Consider the following 17683-nt stretch of genomic DNA (forward strand, 5'->3'; position numbering starts at 1 on the left):
GGCCTCGGCTTAGTACTCGATACGAACGTCGCCGCGCGGCACGCTGCAGCAGGAGAGGATGTAGCCCTCGGCTTCATCCTCTTCGGTGATGCCGCCGTTGTGCTCCATGTCCACTTCGCCGCCCAGCTTGAGCACCTTGCAGGTGCCGCAGATGCCCATGCCGCAGGCTTTCGGGATCATCAGGCCGACCTTGGCCGCCGCCGCATGCACGGTCTCGCCCGGGGCCACGCGGATGCTCTTCTCGCTGCCGACGAACTCCACCAGGTTCAGATCGGACAGATCCACTTCCGGAGCATCGGCTGCCTGTTCGGCGTGCTCGACAGCGTCGGCCTTGGCCTCCGCCGGGGTCGCGCCAAACGACTCCTCGTGGTAGTTCTTCATGTCGAAGCCGACCGCCTCGAGCATACGCTTGACCGCGCTCATGTACGGCGTAGGCCCGCAGCAGAACACCACGCGCTCCATGTAATCCGGGGCGATCAGCTCCATCAGGCGCTGGTTCAGATACCCCCGATAACCTGCCCACGGCTCGCCCAGCCCGTGCTTCTCACAAATGATGTGCAGGCTGAAGTTGGGGATGCGCGAGGCCATCTGTTCCAGCTCGCGGTGGTAGATGATGTCCTTCGGTGAACGCGCGCTGTGGACGAACACCATGTCGACATTGGCATTGGTGTCGTAGAACCAGCGCGCCATCGACATCACCGGGGTGATACCGACGCCACCGCTAAGGTAGAGCACCTTCGGTGCCGGGAAATCGATTGCGTTGAACAAGCCGACCGGGCCGTGCACCGGCAGTTCGGCGCCTTCGTGCATGGTGTCGTGCAGGTAGTTGGAAACATGCCCACCCGGTACCCGCTTGACCGTGATCGAGAAGCTGTACGGCACCGATGGCGAACTGGAGATGGTGTACGAGCGCATCACCTGCTTGCCTTCGATTTCAAGCTCCAGGGTGACGAACTGGCCGGGCTTGAAGAAGAACATGATCGGCTGGTCGGCCATGAAGCAGAAGGTGCGCACATCCCAGGTTTCCTGGATGACCTTGACGCAGCGCACGATGTGGCGGCCGTTGGCCCAGGTCTGGGTGCTGACCGGGTTGAGGAATGTTTCGGACATGTTGTTCTCCAACGGCCGACTACCGGCCTTTTATGGCTCCGATAATGCTCAAGGCCGTGGCCCGGCACATTCCCATCAGCGACATCGGCGTGCTTATCGCGACCAGCCCCGCACGACAAGGGCTGGCGCGTCGGAATTCGATTCGGCCATGTCGCCCATGGATACGGCTCAAGGCGCCCTTGATCGCACACTCCACGGCAAATAGACCTGATGTTTTCTGCACCTGCCTTGCGGCACTAAAACAACGATTAGCCACCTTTCGCCGGCCTTTATCGGCCTTGAGGATTACAACGATGGACGTCACCGCAACCCTGAGCCTGGGCGATCCACTGGAAGCTGCACGCAAGGCCACCGCCGAGATGCTGCAGACCCGCGAGCGCACCTACTCGCTGCCCCAGCCGTTCTACACTGACGAGCGTCTGTTTCAGATCGACATGCAGGAAATTTTCCAGAAGGAATGGCTGATCGCGGGCATGACCTGCGAGATCCCGACCAAGGGCAACTTCCTCACCCTGCAAGTCGGCAAAAACCCGATCATTGTCATCCGCGGCGCCGAAGGTAAGGTGCATGCGTTCCACAACGTTTGCCGCCACCGCGGCTCGCGCCTGTGCACCAGCGACAAGGGCAAGGTCGCCAAGCTGGTCTGCCACTATCACCAGTGGACCTACGAACTGGACGGCCGTCTGCTGTTCGCCGGCACCGAAATGGGCGCCGACTTCGACATGAAGCAGTACGGCCTCAAGCCAGTCAATGTGAAGGTTGCGGGTGGCTACATTTTCATCAGCCTGGCGGAGAACCCGCCAGCCATCGACGAGTTCCTGGCCACCTTGGACCATTACATGGAACCGTACGACATGGAGAACACCAAGATCGCGGTGCAAACCCAGTTGCTGGAAAAGGCCAACTGGAAGCTGGTGCTGGAAAACAACCGCGAGTGCTACCACTGCAACGGCTCGCACCCCGAACTGCTGAAGACCCTGCTCGAGTGGGACGACACCGAAGACCCGCGCGCCGACCAGGCCTTCAAGGACCACGTGGCCGCCTCGGCCGCCGCCTGGGACGCCGAGAAGATTCCTTACCTGCACAAGAGCCACGGCCTGCGTAACCGCATCGTGCGCATGCCGCTGCTCAAGGGCACCGTGTCGATGACCATGGACGGCAAGCAGGCGAGCAAGAAGCTGATGGGCCGGATCAAGAACCCCGACCTCGGCTCGATGCGCATCCTGCACCTGCCGCACTCGTGGAACCACTGCATGGGCGACCACATGATCGTCTTCACCGTGTGGCCGATCAGCGCCCAGGAGACCCTGGTCACCACCAAGTGGCTGGTGCACAAGGACGCCGTCGAGGGCGTCGATTACGACCCTGAGCAGATGCGCAAGGTGTGGGACGCAACCAACGACCAGGACCGCCGCCTGGCCGAAGAGAACCAGCGCGGGATCAACTCCACCGCCTACCAGCCAGGCCCTTACTCGAAGACCTATGAGTTCGGCGTGGTCAACTTCATCGACTGGTACAGCCAGCGGGTGCTGGAAAACCTCGGGGCGGAGCCGGCGCCGTATCTCAAGGAAGTCAAAGCCCAGTAGCGGCGACGGGTGGGCTCAGGCCACGGCATCGCTTTGCCGTGGCCGGAGCCGGGTTCACACCGGGGTGTCCCTGATCACGCTCACACTGCGCGTGGGATCCCACCGATTGCCCTGTACCGGGTAGCGCTGCGGTATAGGCGCAGTTGCCATGCTGTACAGTTCGCCCACGGAAATCGCCGTGGCAACAAATCCAAACGCCATATCCACCCAAGCAAGTGCATCGCCCTGGGCGCCCATCAAACGCGCACTGGCGGTACCGATACTCATACCCGCACTCACCCCGCCAAACGCGGCCAGCGCCTTGTCGCGCGTGCTCCACGGGCTCAAGGGTGTTTCAGCGTTGTTGTATGTCAGCGCTCCCGCTCCGCTTCCTGCATGAGGTCCCGTGATATCAAAATCACGTTCAGTAGTGTAATTGCGATAAACCCCGGTCGCGGTGACGAGCAGATTGATCACCCCTGATGCCAAGCTTCTGAGCGGTCCGAGCCAGGCAGGAATCTGACCACTGGGGTCTGCCCAGTTGACCGGATCATTACCGCAGTAGGCATAGGCATTGATCCCGCCTTTGCCGAAGGGGCTGAGGCGATCCGCTGAATGAAAGCGCATCAAGACCGGGTTGTAGCTTCGATGGCCATTGCCCAGGTGGTAGCAGCCGGTGACGCAATCGCGTGGCTGGCCGCTGAATCCCAGAATCGGGCCGCTGGGCTGATGTACATAACCGTAGGGTGTGTAGGCCCGCGGACGAAAACCCGAGCCTGCCATGGGCGTCTGAGCCCTGTCTGGGGCTAACAGATGGAGTGAAGACATGTTGGTAGCTCTCGGTGTAAGGGTGTCCCGTGACGCTAACCCTGCAGGCGGATGAGGTTAACTGGCAAAAGTACTAGCGGAGCGAACCGTCACGATCTTACCCACAGGCTGATTGCCTACCGTTGTGGACATCGCTTGGCGCTCGGCAGTGACGTAACTGGTCATTTATTAATCAAAACTCTACAAGCCCTGTATTCATTGGCCTGCAGGAGATACCCAACACCTTGTCCACAGAGAGACCAACAGAGTTTGTGTGCAAAACACGAGTGGGTGGAAAATGGCTTGTGGATAACCTCGCTAGGCCGCTGATAGTGATGGTTTGACCGGATTTATCGGGGTTTCGCTCAGTTTCTGATCAATCCAGTGCAGCCCTTACCAGGCGGGCTCTGCAGCCGATGCCCAACAGATTATCCACAGGCCCACTAACAGCGATTGTGGGCAACCTCGTCGTATTGCCGCCTTCGCGAAACAAAAAAGCCATGAAAATCCATGGCTTGAATTGATTTTTTTTTGTACAGAACTCTGGAGACCTTGAAAATACTGGGCTGTAGCGATGCGCAAACACTTTATCCACAGAGTGGCGAACAGAGATTGTGTGTAAGCGGGGAGTGGGGCGCCCTGCGCCTGTAGGAGCGGCCTTGCCGGGGCGCCGGACCGGTCGGAAAGGGCTGCAACGCAGCCCCTCGGTCGTTCAGACAATCTCGAACCGGCCCTGCTAACGCAACACCCCCTCCTCCACCAGCAACTTGAGAATCGCCTCGGCGCCCTCCTGTGGCGAAACATCCTTGAGCACCTTGCCGCCGCCGCCACTGGCCTTGGCCGTGGCGGCCTTCATCCGGTCGGCGCCGCTCTTGGCCTTGATCACCTTGAGCCGCTTGGGCCGCGGGCGTGCCGGTTGCAGCTCGGCGTCGGCCAGCAGGGCATCGTCCACCACCTCGACATCACGCGCCGCCAACACCCCGCGCCGGGCCGGGCCGAACGCGCTCTGGCGCGGCTTCGGCGCGGCGTTATCCACAGTCGCGAGCAACGGCAGGCGCACCTTCAAGCGCCGCCGCTGGCCGCGTGGCAGGGCCTGCAGCACCTGGGCGGTGCCGTTTTCAATGGACTCCACCTCGGCCAGGCCGACGATCAGCGGCCAACCGAGCCTCTCCGCCAACAGAAACGGCAGCATGCCCGAGCCTTCGCCTGTCTCGGCCTGGCTGCCGGTCAGCACCAACTGCGCGCCTGCGTCGCGCAAGTAATCCCCGAGCACCCCGAGCACATCGGCGCCCGCCGGCTGCTCCAGCACATCCAGGTGATCCAGGCCCATCCCCAGGTAGGCGCGCAAGGCCTCCTCGCGCGGATCGCCGGCGTGCACCACCTGCAAGTTATCCCCAGCCAGCTGCAATCCCAGCTCGACCGCACGGGCATCCTGCTCGGCCCGGCGACTACGGCCAGAGCCGGGATGAGCACCAATGGAAACCAGGCTAATGACCTTTGTACTCATGTTGGAACCCTTATGCCGCGTCGCGCTGGCCGCCGCTGCGGTAGTTATCCACAGCTTCGATCAGAGCCTGAAGAATCGCCGCGCTGTCGCCAATCACTGACAGGTCGGCCCGTTTGATCATGTCGCAGCCAGGGTCCATGTTCACCGCCACCACCTTGTCACAGGCACCAATGCCCTGCAGGTGCTGGATCGCCCCGGAGATACCCACAGCCACGTAGACCCGCGCCGTGACCCAGGTACCGGTGGCACCCACCTGGCGCGTACGCGGCATGAAGCCGTCGTCGACTGCCACCCGCGAGGCACCTTCGGTGGCGCCCAATGCAGCGGTGGCACGGTGGAATAGCGCCCAGTCCTTGACGCCGTTACCGCCAGAGACGATGAATTCCGACTCGGCCATGGCAATGGCGGCCGGGTCGACCGCCACCGAGCCAAGGTCCTCGATGCGCGACAAGCTACGCGCAACGCTTGTGGACAACTCGACCGGCAGCGCCTCATGGCGGGTTTCACTGACCGGCTCGGCGCACTCGGCAGCGGCCAGAATCAGCCGTGCCATGCCCCGTTGCAGGTCTTGTTGGCCCGCGCCAGCACGGCCGATGCACTGGCCATCCTTGATCTGCCAGACCCGCGTCGCCGGGCGTTCACCCAGTGATGCAGCAAAGCGCCGGCCAAGCTCACCGCCACCGGTGCGGCTGTCGGGCAGCAGCCAGTGCTGCGGGGCAAACTGGTTATCCACAGCGCGCAGGCCCTGCACCAGTTGCTCCGGTGCATAACCCTGGAATGCCTCGCCTTCGATCACCAGCAGGCGATCGACACCGGCGGCGCCGAAATTGCCTTCCTTGTGCTCGCCAAAAACAATCGCCAGCACCGCGCCATCCTTGCCGGCGAGGCTGTGGGCCAGGCCGAGCAAGTCGCGGTCGTGAGGGCCAAGGCGGCCGCCGACCATGTCCGGGACCACGGCGATGTAGAACGCAGGATCTGCCACCTGATGTAGCGGCAACTGCACTTCAGCTGCAGCCGTACGCCGGCCCCCGGTAGCGGTGCCTTGCTGGGCACCGCTGCGGTCCAGACGTTTGAGGCCGCTGGCCGCAATGAAGCCTGCGGCAATTGCGTGGGGGTTCTTGCGGATGATGCCATTGGGCCCCATCCAGCTGGTTTGCTGGGTCTGCATCGCTGCGTGCAACGGATGCAGACGGTTACGGGCGATCCACTCGGCGCGTGGGTCGCGGCGGATGATGTCGCTCATCAATGCACCTCCGCAGGTTCACGTTTGGCTGCTGCAGCTTTCGCAGTAGCTGGAGCATCGGCTTCGATCAGCACATCGGCGACCAACTCGGCGAGGTCCTTGATCAGTGGCCGTGGTTCGACCACGCCTTCAAGCATCGCGGTGCACTGTGGGCAACCCACGGCGACCACTTCGGCCTCGGTTTCGCGGATGTCGTCCATGCGCATATCGGGGATCCGTTGCTTGCCCGGGATGTCGGTGATCGGCGCACCGCCACCGCCGCCGCAGCAGCGTGAACGGAAGCCCGAGCGCTGCATCTCGCGCACTTCGATGCCCAGCGCCTTGAGCACTTCGCGCGGCGCCTCGTACTCGCCGTTGTAGCGGCCCAGGTAGCACGGGTCGTGATAGGTCACGCTGGAACCTTTGTGCTGGCCGAGGTTGAGCTTGTTGGCGGCGATCAGCTCGGCGATATAAGTGCTGTGGTGCAGCACCTGATAGTCACCACCGAGCGCGCCGTATTCATTCTTCAGCACATGGAAGCTGTGCGGGTCGCAGGTGACGATGCGCTTGAAGCGGTACTGCGCCAGGGTCTGGATATTGCGTTTGGCCAGTTGCTGGAAGGTAGCTTCATCGCCCAGGCGACGGGCAACGTCGCCGCTGTCGCGTTCTTCCAGGCCGAGCACGGCAAAGTCCACGCCTGCCGCCTTCAGCACTTTGACGAAGGCACGCAGGGTGCGCTGGTTGCGCATGTCGAAGGCGCCATCACCGACCCAGAACAGCACCTCGGTGGTTTTCACCTCGCTGAGCAGCTGCAGGTTGAGGTCGGCGGCCCAGTTCATTCGCCCACCCGGGTTGAAGCCGCCCGGGTTGTCGGTGGCGATCAGGTTGTCGAGCACCTCGGCGCCCTTGTTCGGCGTGGCGCCGCGTTCCAAAGTCAGGTGACGGCGCATGTCGACGATGGCATCGACGTGCTCGATCATCATCGGGCATTCCTCGACGCAGGCACGGCAGGTGGTGCAGGACCACAGCGTGTCGGCATCGACCAGGCCATTGACGATCGGCTGATGCGGATGGCCGCCATGCTCGCCCAGCGGCTTGCCCGGATACGGGCTGCCGGCGAACTTGGCGTCGGTGCCACCGGCCAGGCCGATGACCATGTCCTGGATCAGCTTCTTCGGGTTCAGTGGCTGACCGGCGGCGAACGCCGGGCACATCGCCTCACACTTGCCGCACTGCACGCAGGCGTCAAAACCAAGCAGCTGGTTCCAGGTGAAATCGGCAGGCTTTTCTACACCGAGCAGCGCGTTCGGGTCTTCCAGATCAATTGGCTTGAGCCCGGTCGAGCGGCCACCGCCAAAGCGTTCGGCGCGGCGGTGCCAGGCCAGGTGCAGGGCACCGGCGAAGGCGTGCTTCATCGGCCCGCCCCAGGTCATGCCGAAGAACAGCTCGGACACGCCCCACAACACACCAAGGCCCAGCACCGCGACCATCACCCAGCCGCCAGTATTGGCGGGCAGGATGCCGGCCACCGGCAGCGTCGCAATGAAGAAGCTCGCCGCGAATACCAACAGGCTTTTCGGCAGGCGCATCCACGGCCCTTTGGACAGCCGCGCAGGCGGATTGAGGCGCCGCTTGAAGACGAACAGTGCGCCGGTGAACATGATCACGGTGGCGACCAGCAGGGCGTAGCCAAGGATCTTGTTCTGCAGGCCAAAGCCATGCACCAGAATCGCCAACGCTGCCGACAACACAAAGCCGCCTGCAGTGGCGACGTGGGTGTTGGACATGTACTTGTCGCGCTCGACCACATGGTGCAGATCCACCAGGTAGCGCCGCGGCATGGCCAGCAGGCCGCCGAGCAGGTTGACCTTGGACGGCCGGCCACGGCGCCACATGCGCACCCGGCGCAACGCGCCGAGCACTGCCAGGCCAAGGGCCGCGAACAGCAGAATGGGTAAAAGGGTGTTTAACATGGGAGGCTCCCACAACAGCTGAAATCGTGCGCCGCGCTCAAGCAAGCGCGGCGCGGACCCCTGTAGGAGCGGCCTTGCGTCGCGAAAGGGCTGCAACGCAGCCCCAGGATCTATGTAGCGTCACAAGATCGCCGGGGCCGCTTCGCGACCCTTTCGCGACACAAGGCCGCTCCTACAGGAGGGCCAGTTCATGTGCGATCGATCAGAAGTCCTTGCACAGGCGCAAGGCGTCGTAGATCGCCGCGTGCACGTTGCGCTGGGCCACGCAGTCACCAATGCGATAGAGCAAGTAGCCTTCGCCCGGCTGGCTGAGGATCGGCTGTGGCTTGATGGCAAACAGCGCCTCCACATCGATCTGGCCCTTGTTGCGCGAACCCTCTTTGAGCCCGTAGTACAGCTCTTCGTCAGGACGTACACCGTTCTCGATCACCACCTGGTCAACCACCCGCTCTTCCTTGGCGCCGGTGTATTCGTTTTCCAGCACCGCGATCAGCTTGTCGCCTTCGCGATAGACCTTTTCCAGCATCAGGTCGCCGGTCATGATCACTTCTTTCGGGTACATGCTGCGGTAGTAGGTCGGGAAGGTGGTGCCGCCCATGGCCACGCCTGGCTTGATGTCATCGGTGACGATCTCGACCTGGCTGCCCTTGTCAGCAATGAAGTCCGCGGTCGACATACCGGTGAATTCGCAGATGGTGTCGTACACCAGCACATTCTTGCCCGGCGCAACCTTGCCATCGAGCACGTCCCAACTGCTGACCACCAGGCCTTCGGCAGCGCCCCAATGCTCGTTCTGCTCGACGAACGGATGGCCGCCGACCGCCAGCACGATCACGTCCGGGCGCAGGTCCTGGATGGTCGCGATATCAGCCGCAGTGCCCAGGCGCAGGTCGATCTTCAAACGGGCGAATTCGAGCTGGTACCAGCGGGTGATACCGGCAATCTGGTCGCGTTGCGGAGCCTTGGCAGCAATGGTGATCTGCCCGCCCATCTGCTCTTTCTTCTCGAACACGGTGACGTCGTGGCCACGCTCGGCGGCAACCCGCGCCGCTTCCATGCCGGCAGGGCCGGCACCGACCACCACCACCTTGCGTTTGACGCCGGTAGTCTTCTCGATGATGTGCGGCACGCCCATGTATTCACGGGAGGTCGCGGCGTTCTGGATGCACAGCACATCCAGCCCTTGATACTGGCGGTCGATGCAGTAGTTGGCACCGACGCATTGTTTGATCTGGTCGATCTGGCCCATCTTGATCTTGGCGATCAGGTGCGGGTCAGCCATGTGCGCCCGAGTCATGCCGACCATGTCGACATAGCCGCCCTCGAGGATGCGCTGCGCCTGGTTCGGGTCCTTGATGTTCTGCGCGTGCAGTACCGGGACCTTGACCACTTCCTTGATGCCGGCTGCCAGGTGCAGGAACGGCTCCGGCGGGAAGCTCATGTTGGGGATAACGTTGGCCAGGGTGTTGTGGGTGTCGCAGCCCGAACCGATCACACCGAAGAAATCGAGCATGCCGGTCGCATCGTAGTACGCGGCGATCTGCTTCATGTCTTCGTGGCTGAGGCCATCGGGGTGGAACTCGTCACCACAGATGCGCATGCCCACGCAGAAATCGTCACCAACCTCGGCGCGCACGGCTTTGAGCACTTCCATGCCGAACTTCATCCGGCCTTCGAAGCTGCCGCCCCATTCGTCGGTACGCTTGTTGACCCGCGGGCTCCAGAACTGGTCGATCATGTGCTGGTGCACCGCCGACAGTTCGACGCCATCCAGGCCACCTTCCTTGGCCCGGCGCGCAGCTTGCGCATAGTTGCCGATCACCCGCCAGATCTCTTCCGGCTCGATGGTCTTGCAGGTCGCACGGTGCACTGGCTCACGCACGCCCGACGGCGACATCAGGGTTGGCCAGTTGAAACCGTCCCAGCGTGAGCGACGGCCCATGTGGGTAATCTGAATCATGATCTTGGCGCCGTGCTTGTGCATGGCGTCGGCAAGGTTCTGGAAGTGCGGGATGATCCGGTCGGTCGACAGGTTGACCGAAGCCCACCATTCCTGCGGGCTGTCGATGGCAACCACCGACGAGCCACCACAGATGGCCAGGCCGATACCGCCCTTGGCCTTCTCTTCGTAGTATTTGACGTAACGGTCGGTGGTCATGCCGCCGTCGGTGGCATACACCTCGGCGTGAGCAGTACTCAGCACGCGGTTACGGATGGTCAGTTTGCCGATCTGGATCGGCTGGAACATTGCTTCGAAGGCCATGACGCTATCTCCGGCTCAGGCTTACAACGGCTTTGTAACGAACAGGCCATCTTCGTGGCCCTCTTCCGACCCGCCGTAGACCTGCTCTGCCACGGTGCGCAGCGAGCTGCCACGGGCGGCGAGAATCTGGTCCATGGCGCCGGCAAACCAGCCGGTGAACATGTAGTCGACCTTGCGGCCAACCTTGCCGTACACATAGACGAACGCCGAGTGCTTGAGCCTGACGCTGCAGGTGCCCTTGTCGAGGTCGATGGCTTCGATTTCAAACAGGCCCCAGCCGCGCTGGGACAGGCGCTTCATGTAGTGTTCGAACACCGCCACGCCTTCCAGGCCATGGCATTCGGCTTCTTTTTCACACCAGTGCCAGGCCGACTTGTAGCCGGCCTTGTAGAGGATCTCGGCGTAGGCGTCGGCGCCCAGTACTTCTTCGATACCCATGTGGTTGTTGACGAAGAAATGGCGTGGCACATACAGCATCGGCAGCGCGTCGGAAGTCCAGACACCGGTCTCGCTGTCGACTTCGATTGGCAATTGCGGGGCGATCTTGGCCATGGAAACTTAACTCCAGAAATTTTTGAGAGATGGCCCAGACTGTTTTGGCCTGGGCAGAACGGTTTGGAGTGCGGCTTACTCGCCCCACACATCCTTGAGCACGTTGACCCAGTTCTCGCCCATGATCTTGCGCACCACGCGTTCGCTGTGGCCGCGCTTGAGCAGGGTTTCGGTGAGGTTGGGGAACTCGCCTACAGTGCGGATGCCAAGCGGGTTGATGATCTTGCCGAAGTTGGTCAGACGGCGGGCGTAGCCCTTGTCGTGGGTCAGGTATTCGAAGAACTCCTGGCCGTGACCCTGGGTAAAGTCGGTGCCGATGCCGATGGAATCTTCACCGACGATGTTCATGGTGTATTCGATCGCCTCGGCGTAATCGTCGATGGTCGAATCGATGCCCTTGGCCAGGAACGGCGCAAACATGGTCACGCCAACGAAGCCGCCGTGGTCGGCGATGAACTTGAGTTCAGCATCGGACTTGTTGCGCGGGTGTTCTTTCAGGCCCGACGGCAGGCAGTGCGAGTAGCACACCGGCTTCTTCGATTCGAGGATGACTTCTTCGGAGGTTTTCGAGCCAACGTGGGACAGGTCGCACATGATCCCGACGCGGTTCATCTCGGCGACGATTTCGCGACCGAAACCAGACAGGCCGCCATCACGCTCGTAGCAACCGGTGCCGACCAGGTTCTGGGTGTTGTAGCACATCTGCACGATGCCGACGCCGAGCTGCTTGAACACATCGACGTAGGCGATCTGGTCCTCGAAGGCGTGGGCGTTCTGGAAGCCGAAGAGGATGCCGGTCTTGCCCAGCTCCTTGGCCTTGCGGATGTCGGCGGTGGTGCGTACCGGCATCACCAGGTCGCTGTTGTCGCGGATCAGCTTCTGGCTGGCGGCGATCTGGTCGACGGTGGCCTTGAACCCTTCCCACACCGACACTGTGCAGTTGGCTGCGGTCAGGCCGCCTTTACGCATGTCCTCGAACAGCTCGCGGTTCCACTTGGCGATGATCAGGCCATCGATGACGATGCTGTCGGCGTGTAATTCGGCTGGGCTCATCAGGCTGTCCCCTTTTTGATATGGGTTGCGCCGAATCAGGTGTCGGCGTTTAGGGCCAGCATATGCCTGCGCGAACGACGAGCCGGATGCAAAAACGACAAGGGCCATACCGAAAGCGTCAAAGCCCTCATCGCGACAGTTGGCTTCATGACAAATGTCGCTCAAGCCTGTTCAAGGGGGCAGCGCTGAGCGAGAATTGCCCGACTTTTTCATGGGAAGTGAACATGCTGCGGATCAATTCATTGATAGGCCTGACTTTATTGTTGAGCGCGCCGTTCGCGTTCGCCGCCGACGATGAGTCCACCCCATGCGACAACGTCGACAGCGATGCCCAGGGCTACGCCTGCGCCGCCTACAACAAGCAGACCGCCGAGCGTGAGCTGCAAGCGGCGTTCGATGACCTGATCCAGCGGATTCGCGACCAGTATCCGGATGAGGGCGACAAGGTGCAGAGCCTGTCCGAGCGTTTCCGCGCTGCGCAGACCCTGTGGACGCAACTGCGCGATGCCGACTGCAAGGTCGAGACCGCCGCTGAAAAACCCGGCAGCAAGGCCTTCGAAGCCGCCTGGAACACCTGCGTGGCGCAGCGCAGCGATGATCGCTCCGAATACCTGCAGTCGATCGGCCAGCAATAATCCGCAGCCTTCATGACGCCGCACTGGTGTGGCGGTCGGCCCGCGGGCAGCGCTGGAAGCGCGCCCGGTAACAGCGGGTAAAGTATGACGCCGAGTCAAAGCCGCAGGCGATGCTGACCTGCAGTACGCTCATGTCGGTCTGGCGTAGCAACTGGCGCGCCTTGTCCAGCCGCAGGCGCAGATAGAAGCCGCTCGGCGTGTCGTTCAGGTGCAGCCGGAACAACCGCTCCAACTGGCGCCGGGTGACCTGGATCAGGTCGGCCAGCACCTGGGTATGCAACGGCTCCTCGGTATTGCGCTCCATCTCGCCGATCACCTTGACCAGCTTCTTGTTGCTCAGCCCGTAGCGCGCGGCAATCTGCATGCGCTGGTGATCCTGGCGTGGGCGGATGCGGCCGAGCACGAACTGCTCCGAGACCTGTACCGCCAACTCGCTGCCATGGGCCTGGGCGATCAGATCGAGCATCAGGTCGATCGAGGCCGTACCACCGGCACAGGTGATCCGCCGCCGGTCGATCTCGAACAACTCCTGCGTGGCCTGCAAGCGTGGGTAGCGCTCCTTGAACGCCTCCAGCGCTTCCCAGTGCAAAGTCGCCCGGTAGCCTTCGAGCAAGCCGGCTTCAGCCAGCAGCATCGCGCCGGTATCGATCCCGCCGAGGATCACTCCTTCATGCTCGAGCCGGCGCAGTGCCTGCTGCAAACCCAGGCTGTAGTGCGCCAGCGGGTCAAAGCCGGCCACCACCAAAAGCATCTGCGGCGCCGCCTCCCCCGCCAATGCAGCATCGGCATTGACCGACATGCCATTGCTCGCCTGCACCGCGCCGCCGTCCAGGCTGAGCACACGCCAGCGATATAACGTCCCGCGAAAGCGGTTGGCCACCCGCAACGGCTCCAGGGCACTGATGAAGCCCATCGCGGAAAAACCCGGCAACAGCAGAAAGTGAATGGTAACGGCCATCGAGGGCTCCCGCACAAGGTAGTCGCCAGGGTGCAAATGTTGGTCGCCAGCGTGCGACTTTTGCCTGGGCTTGCCGGGTAGCTTAGTCACACGGCCCGCAGAGGTCGCCCACCATAACAACATGCACTGCCGATGGAGAGCCACCATGCACAGCTTGATCCGCCGCAGCCTGTTACCCCTTGTGTTGAGTACCAGCTTTGCCCTGCCAGCATTTGCTGGCGAACCTGCGGTGTGCCAGAAGGTCCGCCTCGGCGTGGTCAACTGGACCGACGTCATCGCCACCAGCGCGATGGCTCAGGTATTGCTCGATGGCCTGGGTTACCAGACCAAACAGACCAGTGCCTCGCAACAGATCATCTTTGCCGGCATCCGCGACAAGCGCCTGGACATGTTCCTCGGTTACTGGAACCCGATCATGAACCAGACCATCACCCCGTTCGTCGAGGCCAAGCAGGTCAAGGTGCTCGCTGAGCCGAGCCTGAACGATGCCCGCGCTACCCTGGCGGTGCCCAAGTACCTGGCCGATCAGGGCCTGCAAAGCTTTGCCGACATCCACAAGTTCGAGAAGCAGCTGGGCGGCAAGATCTACGGCATAGAGCCCGGCTCAGGTGCCAATACCCAGATCAAGGCAATGATCGCCAAGAACCAGTTCGGCCTGGGCAAGTTCCAGCTGGTCGAGTCCAGCGAGGCCGGCATGCTCGCGGCGGTTGACCGCGCGGTACGGCGCAAGGAAGCGGTGGTGTTCTTCGGTTGGACCCCACACCCGATGAACGTCAACATCAACATGGTCTACCTGGGCGCCAGTGAAGACGCCCTCGGCCCGGACGAAGGCCGCGCCACAGTGTGGACGGTGACCGCGCCTGACTATGCCGAGCGCTGCCCCAACGCCAGCCGGCTGCTGGCCAACCTGACCTTCAGCGCCGAGACCGAGAGCCGCATGATGCAGCCGCTGCTCGATCACAAGGACGCGCTGGAATCAGCCCGCAAATGGCTGCAGGAGCACCCCGAAGACAAATCCCGCTGGCTTGAGGGGGTGACCACCTTCGACGGCAAGCCGGCTGCCGACAACCTCAAGCTCAGCGCCAACTGATTCGGCTTTTCCGCCCACTGACCGGTTCAACCGGTCGGTGCGGGAGCCCTGCACCCGTATTTTGACCAGGAACCCCTAGCATGAACCACGACGTCATCATTACCTGCGCCCTCACCGGCGCTGGCGACACGGTCGCCAAGAGCCACCTGGTGCCGATCACCCCGGCGCAGATCGCCGCCGCCGCGGTCGAGGCCGCCAAGGCCGGCGCCACGGTCGTCCACTGCCATGTCCGCGACCCGCAGACCGGCCGTTTCAGCCGCGATGTCGAGCTGTACCGCGAAGTCATGCAGCGCATCCGCGAGGCCGACGTCGACATCATCGTCAACCTCACCGCCGGCATGGGTGGCGACCTGGAAATCGGCCCGGGCGAGTCGCCGATGGACTTCGGCCCCGGCACCGACCTGATCGGCCCGCTGGAGCGGCTGGCACACATCGAGGCGCTGCTGCCGGAAATCTGCACGCTGGACTGCGGCACGCTCAACTTCGGCGATGGCAACGCCATCTACGTGTCGACCCCGGCGCAACTGCGCGCGGGCGCCAAACGGATCACCGAGCTGGGGGTCAAGGCCGAGCTGGAAATCTTCGACACCGGCCACCTGTGGTTCGCCAAGCAGATGATCAAGGAAGGCCTGCTCGATGATCCGCTGTTCCAGTTGTGCCTGGGCATCCCCTGGGGCGCGCCAGCCGACACCGGCACCATGAAGGCAATGGTCGACAACCTGCCGCAGGGTGCGACCTGGGCTGGCTTCGGCATTGGCCGCATGCAGATGCCGATGGCCGCGCAAGCGGTGCTGCTCGGCGGCAACGTGCGGGTCGGTCTGGAAGACAACCTGTACCTGGACAAAGGCGTGCTGGCCAGCAACGGCCAACTGGTCGAGCGTGCAGTGGAGATCCTCAGCCGGCTTGGTGCACGCGTGCTCACGCCGGCTGAAGGTCGGGCAAAAATGAACCTCAAGCGCCGGTAATTCCCTCAGGAGTCGAACATGCCTTTCATTACCGATATCAAGATTTTTGCCGCGCTTGGCAGTGGTGTCATCGGCAGCGGCTGGGTCGCCCGCGCCCTCGCCCACGGCCTTGATGTAATCGCCTGGGACCCAGCTCCCGGCGCCGAACAAGCCCTGCGCCAACGGGTCGCCAATGCCTGGCCCGCGCTTGAGAAGCAAGGCCTTGCCGCAGGTGCCGCGCAACAGCGGCTGCGCTTTGTCGACAGCATCGAAGACTGCGTGCGCAACGCCGACTTCATCCAGGAAAGCGCACCCGAGCGACTGGAGCTCAAGCTCGATCTGCATGCGCGCATCAGCGCTGCCGCCAAGCCCGCTGCAATCATCGCCTCGAGCACCTCAGGGCTGCTGCCGAGTGAATTCTACGAGTCGGCCAGCCACCCGGAACGCTGCGTGGTCGGCCACCCGTTCAACCCGGTCTATCTGCTGCCGCTGGTCGAAATCGTTGGCGGCCGCAATACCGCTGCCGAGGCCATCGAAGCCGCCAAGGTCATCTACACCGCGCTCGGCATGCGCCCGCTGCACGTGCGCAAGGAAGTCCCCGGTTTTATCGCCGACCGCTTGCTTGAAGCGCTCTGGCGCGAGGCCTTGCACCTGGTCAACGACGGCGTCGCCACCACCGGCGAGATTGACGATGCGATCCGCTTTGGCGCCGGCCTGCGCTGGTCGTTCATGGGCACCTTCCTCACCTACACCCTGGCGGGTGGCGACGCTGGCATGCGCCACTTCATGGCCCAGTTCGGCCCGGCGCTGAAGCTGCCCTGGACCTACCTACCCGCGCCGGAGCTCAGCGAACAGTTGATCGAAGACGTGGTTGCCGGCACCTCGGAGCAACTCGGCGAGCGCAGTATCGCGGCCCTTGAACGCTACCGTGACGACACCCTGCTGGCCGTGCTGGAAGCGGTGAAAACCAGCAAAGCCCAGCACGGCATGAGCTTTGCCGACTGAGGAGCAGACGATGCCTGCACAGATTACCTACCGCACCCCAGTCCAGGCGGACTGGGTCGACTACAACGGCCACCTGCGCGATGCCTATTACCTGTTGATCTTCAGCTACGCCACCGATGCGCTGATGGAGCAGATCGGCCTGGACGCCGACGCGCGTGGGCACAGCGGCCATTCGCTGTTTACCCTCGAGGCGCATATCAACTACCTGCACGAGGTCAAACTGGGCAGCGAGGTGTGGGTGCAAACCCACATCCTCGGCTTTGACAGCAAACGCCTGCACCTTTACCACAGCCTGCACCGGGCAGACCTCGAACAAGCACTGGCGGCCAGCGAGCAGATGCTGTTGCACGTGGACCTGGCCGGGCCGAGTGCGGCGCCGTTCAGCGACTACAGTCGGTCGCAACTGCAGGCCATGGTTGCGGCTCAAGCGCCATTGCCAGCAGACACATGGATCGGTCGTACCTTGCAGCTACCGGGCAAAAAAAACCCCGACAAGCCGTGAGCTGTCGGGGCGGGAGAGTGAGCGATATTCACTGTGACGAGTCAGGGTGACCAAACCCCACGTTGCGGTGAATGACCCCAGTGTGCGGGCCCATTGGTTGATCGAGTTAGCCATGAGCGACCTGTTCATAGCCAAAGCAGCCACGTCGGCATTCTGTTGTTGCGGGCATGTCGCGGTCGTCACAGAATCGGTCGTAAATCACAGCAGCACTCTCTTGGCGATAAGAAGGGACAACAACCATGATGCATGCGGATTTGATTGATCAGGACGACCTGCTGGGGCAAATGCGCGCTCGCGGCTTTGATATTCCCGCCGGCGCCAGCGCCGAGCAAGCCTGCGAAGTGGTCGTGCGCGGGCTGACCGAACCCAACGCACGTGCACTCAAGGGCATGGTCGAGCAGATGTACACCGGCAGCGCGACGATCCTCCCGGCAGTGCGCCAGGCCATCGAAAAACAGCTGCTGCCGGCGTTGGCGCAGTTCAACAAGCGCGCCTGA

The 17683-nt window shown here is 62.7% G+C and carries 16 protein-coding genes; 7 read left to right on the forward strand and 9 right to left on the reverse strand.

The window, feature by feature from the left end; all coding sequences use genetic code 11:
* Positions 1-9: 9 nt before the first annotated feature.
* Positions 10-1110 carry a glycine-betaine demethylase subunit GbcB gene (gbcB, locus tag CXQ80_RS22120; RefSeq protein WP_101322475.1) on the reverse strand — a complete coding sequence of 367 codons (1101 nt, stop codon included), beginning with the start codon at positions 1108-1110 and terminating at the stop codon, positions 10-12.
* A gap of 293 nt (positions 1111-1403) precedes the next feature.
* On the opposite strand from gbcB, the gene gbcA reads away from it, so the two are divergent.
* Entirely contained in the window at positions 1404-2696 is a 1293-nt protein-coding gene (gene gbcA, locus CXQ80_RS22125) for a glycine-betaine demethylase subunit GbcA (RefSeq protein WP_101322476.1), read from the forward strand.
* Between the two features lie 54 nt (positions 2697-2750).
* Here gbcA and CXQ80_RS22130 read toward each other — a convergent pair whose 3' ends face one another.
* The 7 genes from CXQ80_RS22130 to CXQ80_RS22160 all read right to left on the reverse strand — a co-directional run bounded on the left by CXQ80_RS22130 (position 2751) and on the right by CXQ80_RS22160 (position 12052).
* The gene (locus CXQ80_RS22130) at positions 2751-3503 is read right to left on the reverse strand and encodes an RHS repeat-associated core domain-containing protein (protein WP_101322477.1); all 753 of its coding nucleotides are present in this window, start codon (positions 3501-3503) and stop codon (positions 2751-2753) included.
* A 715-nt stretch (positions 3504-4218) separates the two neighbouring features.
* Complete coding sequence (locus tag CXQ80_RS22135) at positions 4219-4989, reverse strand: electron transfer flavoprotein subunit beta (protein WP_101322478.1); 771 nt, start codon at positions 4987-4989, stop codon at positions 4219-4221.
* A 10-nt stretch (positions 4990-4999) separates the two neighbouring features.
* Complete coding sequence (locus tag CXQ80_RS22140) at positions 5000-6232, reverse strand: electron transfer flavoprotein subunit alpha/FixB family protein (RefSeq protein WP_101322479.1); 1233 nt, start codon at positions 6230-6232, stop codon at positions 5000-5002.
* Positions 6232-8184 carry a dimethylglycine demethylation protein DgcB gene (dgcB, locus tag CXQ80_RS22145; RefSeq protein ID WP_101322480.1) on the reverse strand — a complete coding sequence of 651 codons (1953 nt, stop codon included), beginning with the start codon at positions 8182-8184 and terminating at the stop codon, positions 6232-6234. Before dgcB ends, CXQ80_RS22140 begins: the two co-directional genes overlap by 1 nt.
* 202 nt (positions 8185-8386) lie before the next feature.
* The gene (gene dgcA / locus CXQ80_RS22150) at positions 8387-10447 is read right to left on the reverse strand and encodes a dimethylglycine demethylation protein DgcA (RefSeq protein WP_101322481.1); all 2061 of its coding nucleotides are present in this window, start codon (positions 10445-10447) and stop codon (positions 8387-8389) included.
* Positions 10448-10468: 21 nt separating this feature from the next.
* The gene (locus CXQ80_RS22155) at positions 10469-10999 is read right to left on the reverse strand and encodes a DUF5943 domain-containing protein (protein ID WP_101322482.1); all 531 of its coding nucleotides are present in this window, start codon (positions 10997-10999) and stop codon (positions 10469-10471) included.
* A 75-nt stretch (positions 11000-11074) separates the two neighbouring features.
* Positions 11075-12052: a dipeptidase gene (locus CXQ80_RS22160; RefSeq protein ID WP_086976918.1), complete on the reverse strand. Its 978-nt coding sequence runs from the start codon at positions 12050-12052 to the stop codon at positions 11075-11077.
* 233 nt (positions 12053-12285) lie between these two features.
* Between CXQ80_RS22160 and CXQ80_RS22165 the strand changes: the two genes are divergently transcribed.
* The gene (locus tag CXQ80_RS22165; protein ID WP_371411593.1) at positions 12286-12687 is read left to right on the forward strand and encodes a lysozyme inhibitor LprI family protein; all 402 of its coding nucleotides are present in this window, start codon (positions 12286-12288) and stop codon (positions 12685-12687) included.
* A gap of 10 nt (positions 12688-12697) precedes the next feature.
* Here CXQ80_RS22165 and CXQ80_RS22170 read toward each other — a convergent pair whose 3' ends face one another.
* On the reverse strand, positions 12698-13645 hold the full coding sequence (locus tag CXQ80_RS22170; RefSeq protein WP_101322483.1) for a GlxA family transcriptional regulator: 948 nt from the start codon (positions 13643-13645) through the stop codon (positions 12698-12700).
* 145 nt (positions 13646-13790) lie between these two features.
* Between CXQ80_RS22170 and choX the strand changes: the two genes are divergently transcribed.
* From choX to CXQ80_RS22195, 5 genes are all read left to right on the forward strand, one after another.
* The gene (gene choX, locus CXQ80_RS22175) at positions 13791-14735 is read left to right on the forward strand and encodes a choline ABC transporter substrate-binding protein (protein WP_101322484.1); all 945 of its coding nucleotides are present in this window, start codon (positions 13791-13793) and stop codon (positions 14733-14735) included.
* Positions 14736-14815: 80 nt separating this feature from the next.
* Positions 14816-15700 carry a 3-keto-5-aminohexanoate cleavage protein gene (locus CXQ80_RS22180; RefSeq protein WP_101322485.1) on the forward strand — a complete coding sequence of 295 codons (885 nt, stop codon included), beginning with the start codon at positions 14816-14818 and terminating at the stop codon, positions 15698-15700.
* Positions 15701-15718: 18 nt separating this feature from the next.
* Positions 15719-16684 carry an L-carnitine dehydrogenase gene (locus tag CXQ80_RS22185; RefSeq protein ID WP_101322486.1) on the forward strand — a complete coding sequence of 322 codons (966 nt, stop codon included), beginning with the start codon at positions 15719-15721 and terminating at the stop codon, positions 16682-16684.
* Positions 16685-16694: 10 nt separating this feature from the next.
* On the forward strand, positions 16695-17186 hold the full coding sequence (locus tag CXQ80_RS22190) for a thioesterase family protein (RefSeq protein WP_101322487.1): 492 nt from the start codon (positions 16695-16697) through the stop codon (positions 17184-17186).
* 239 nt (positions 17187-17425) lie between these two features.
* Entirely contained in the window at positions 17426-17683 is a 258-nt protein-coding gene (locus CXQ80_RS22195; RefSeq protein WP_101322488.1) for a hypothetical protein, read from the forward strand.

The sequence above is a fragment of the Pseudomonas sp. 02C 26 genome, assembly GCF_002843585.1.
In the GTDB taxonomy this organism is placed as follows: domain Bacteria; phylum Pseudomonadota; class Gammaproteobacteria; order Pseudomonadales; family Pseudomonadaceae; genus Aquipseudomonas; species Aquipseudomonas shirazensis.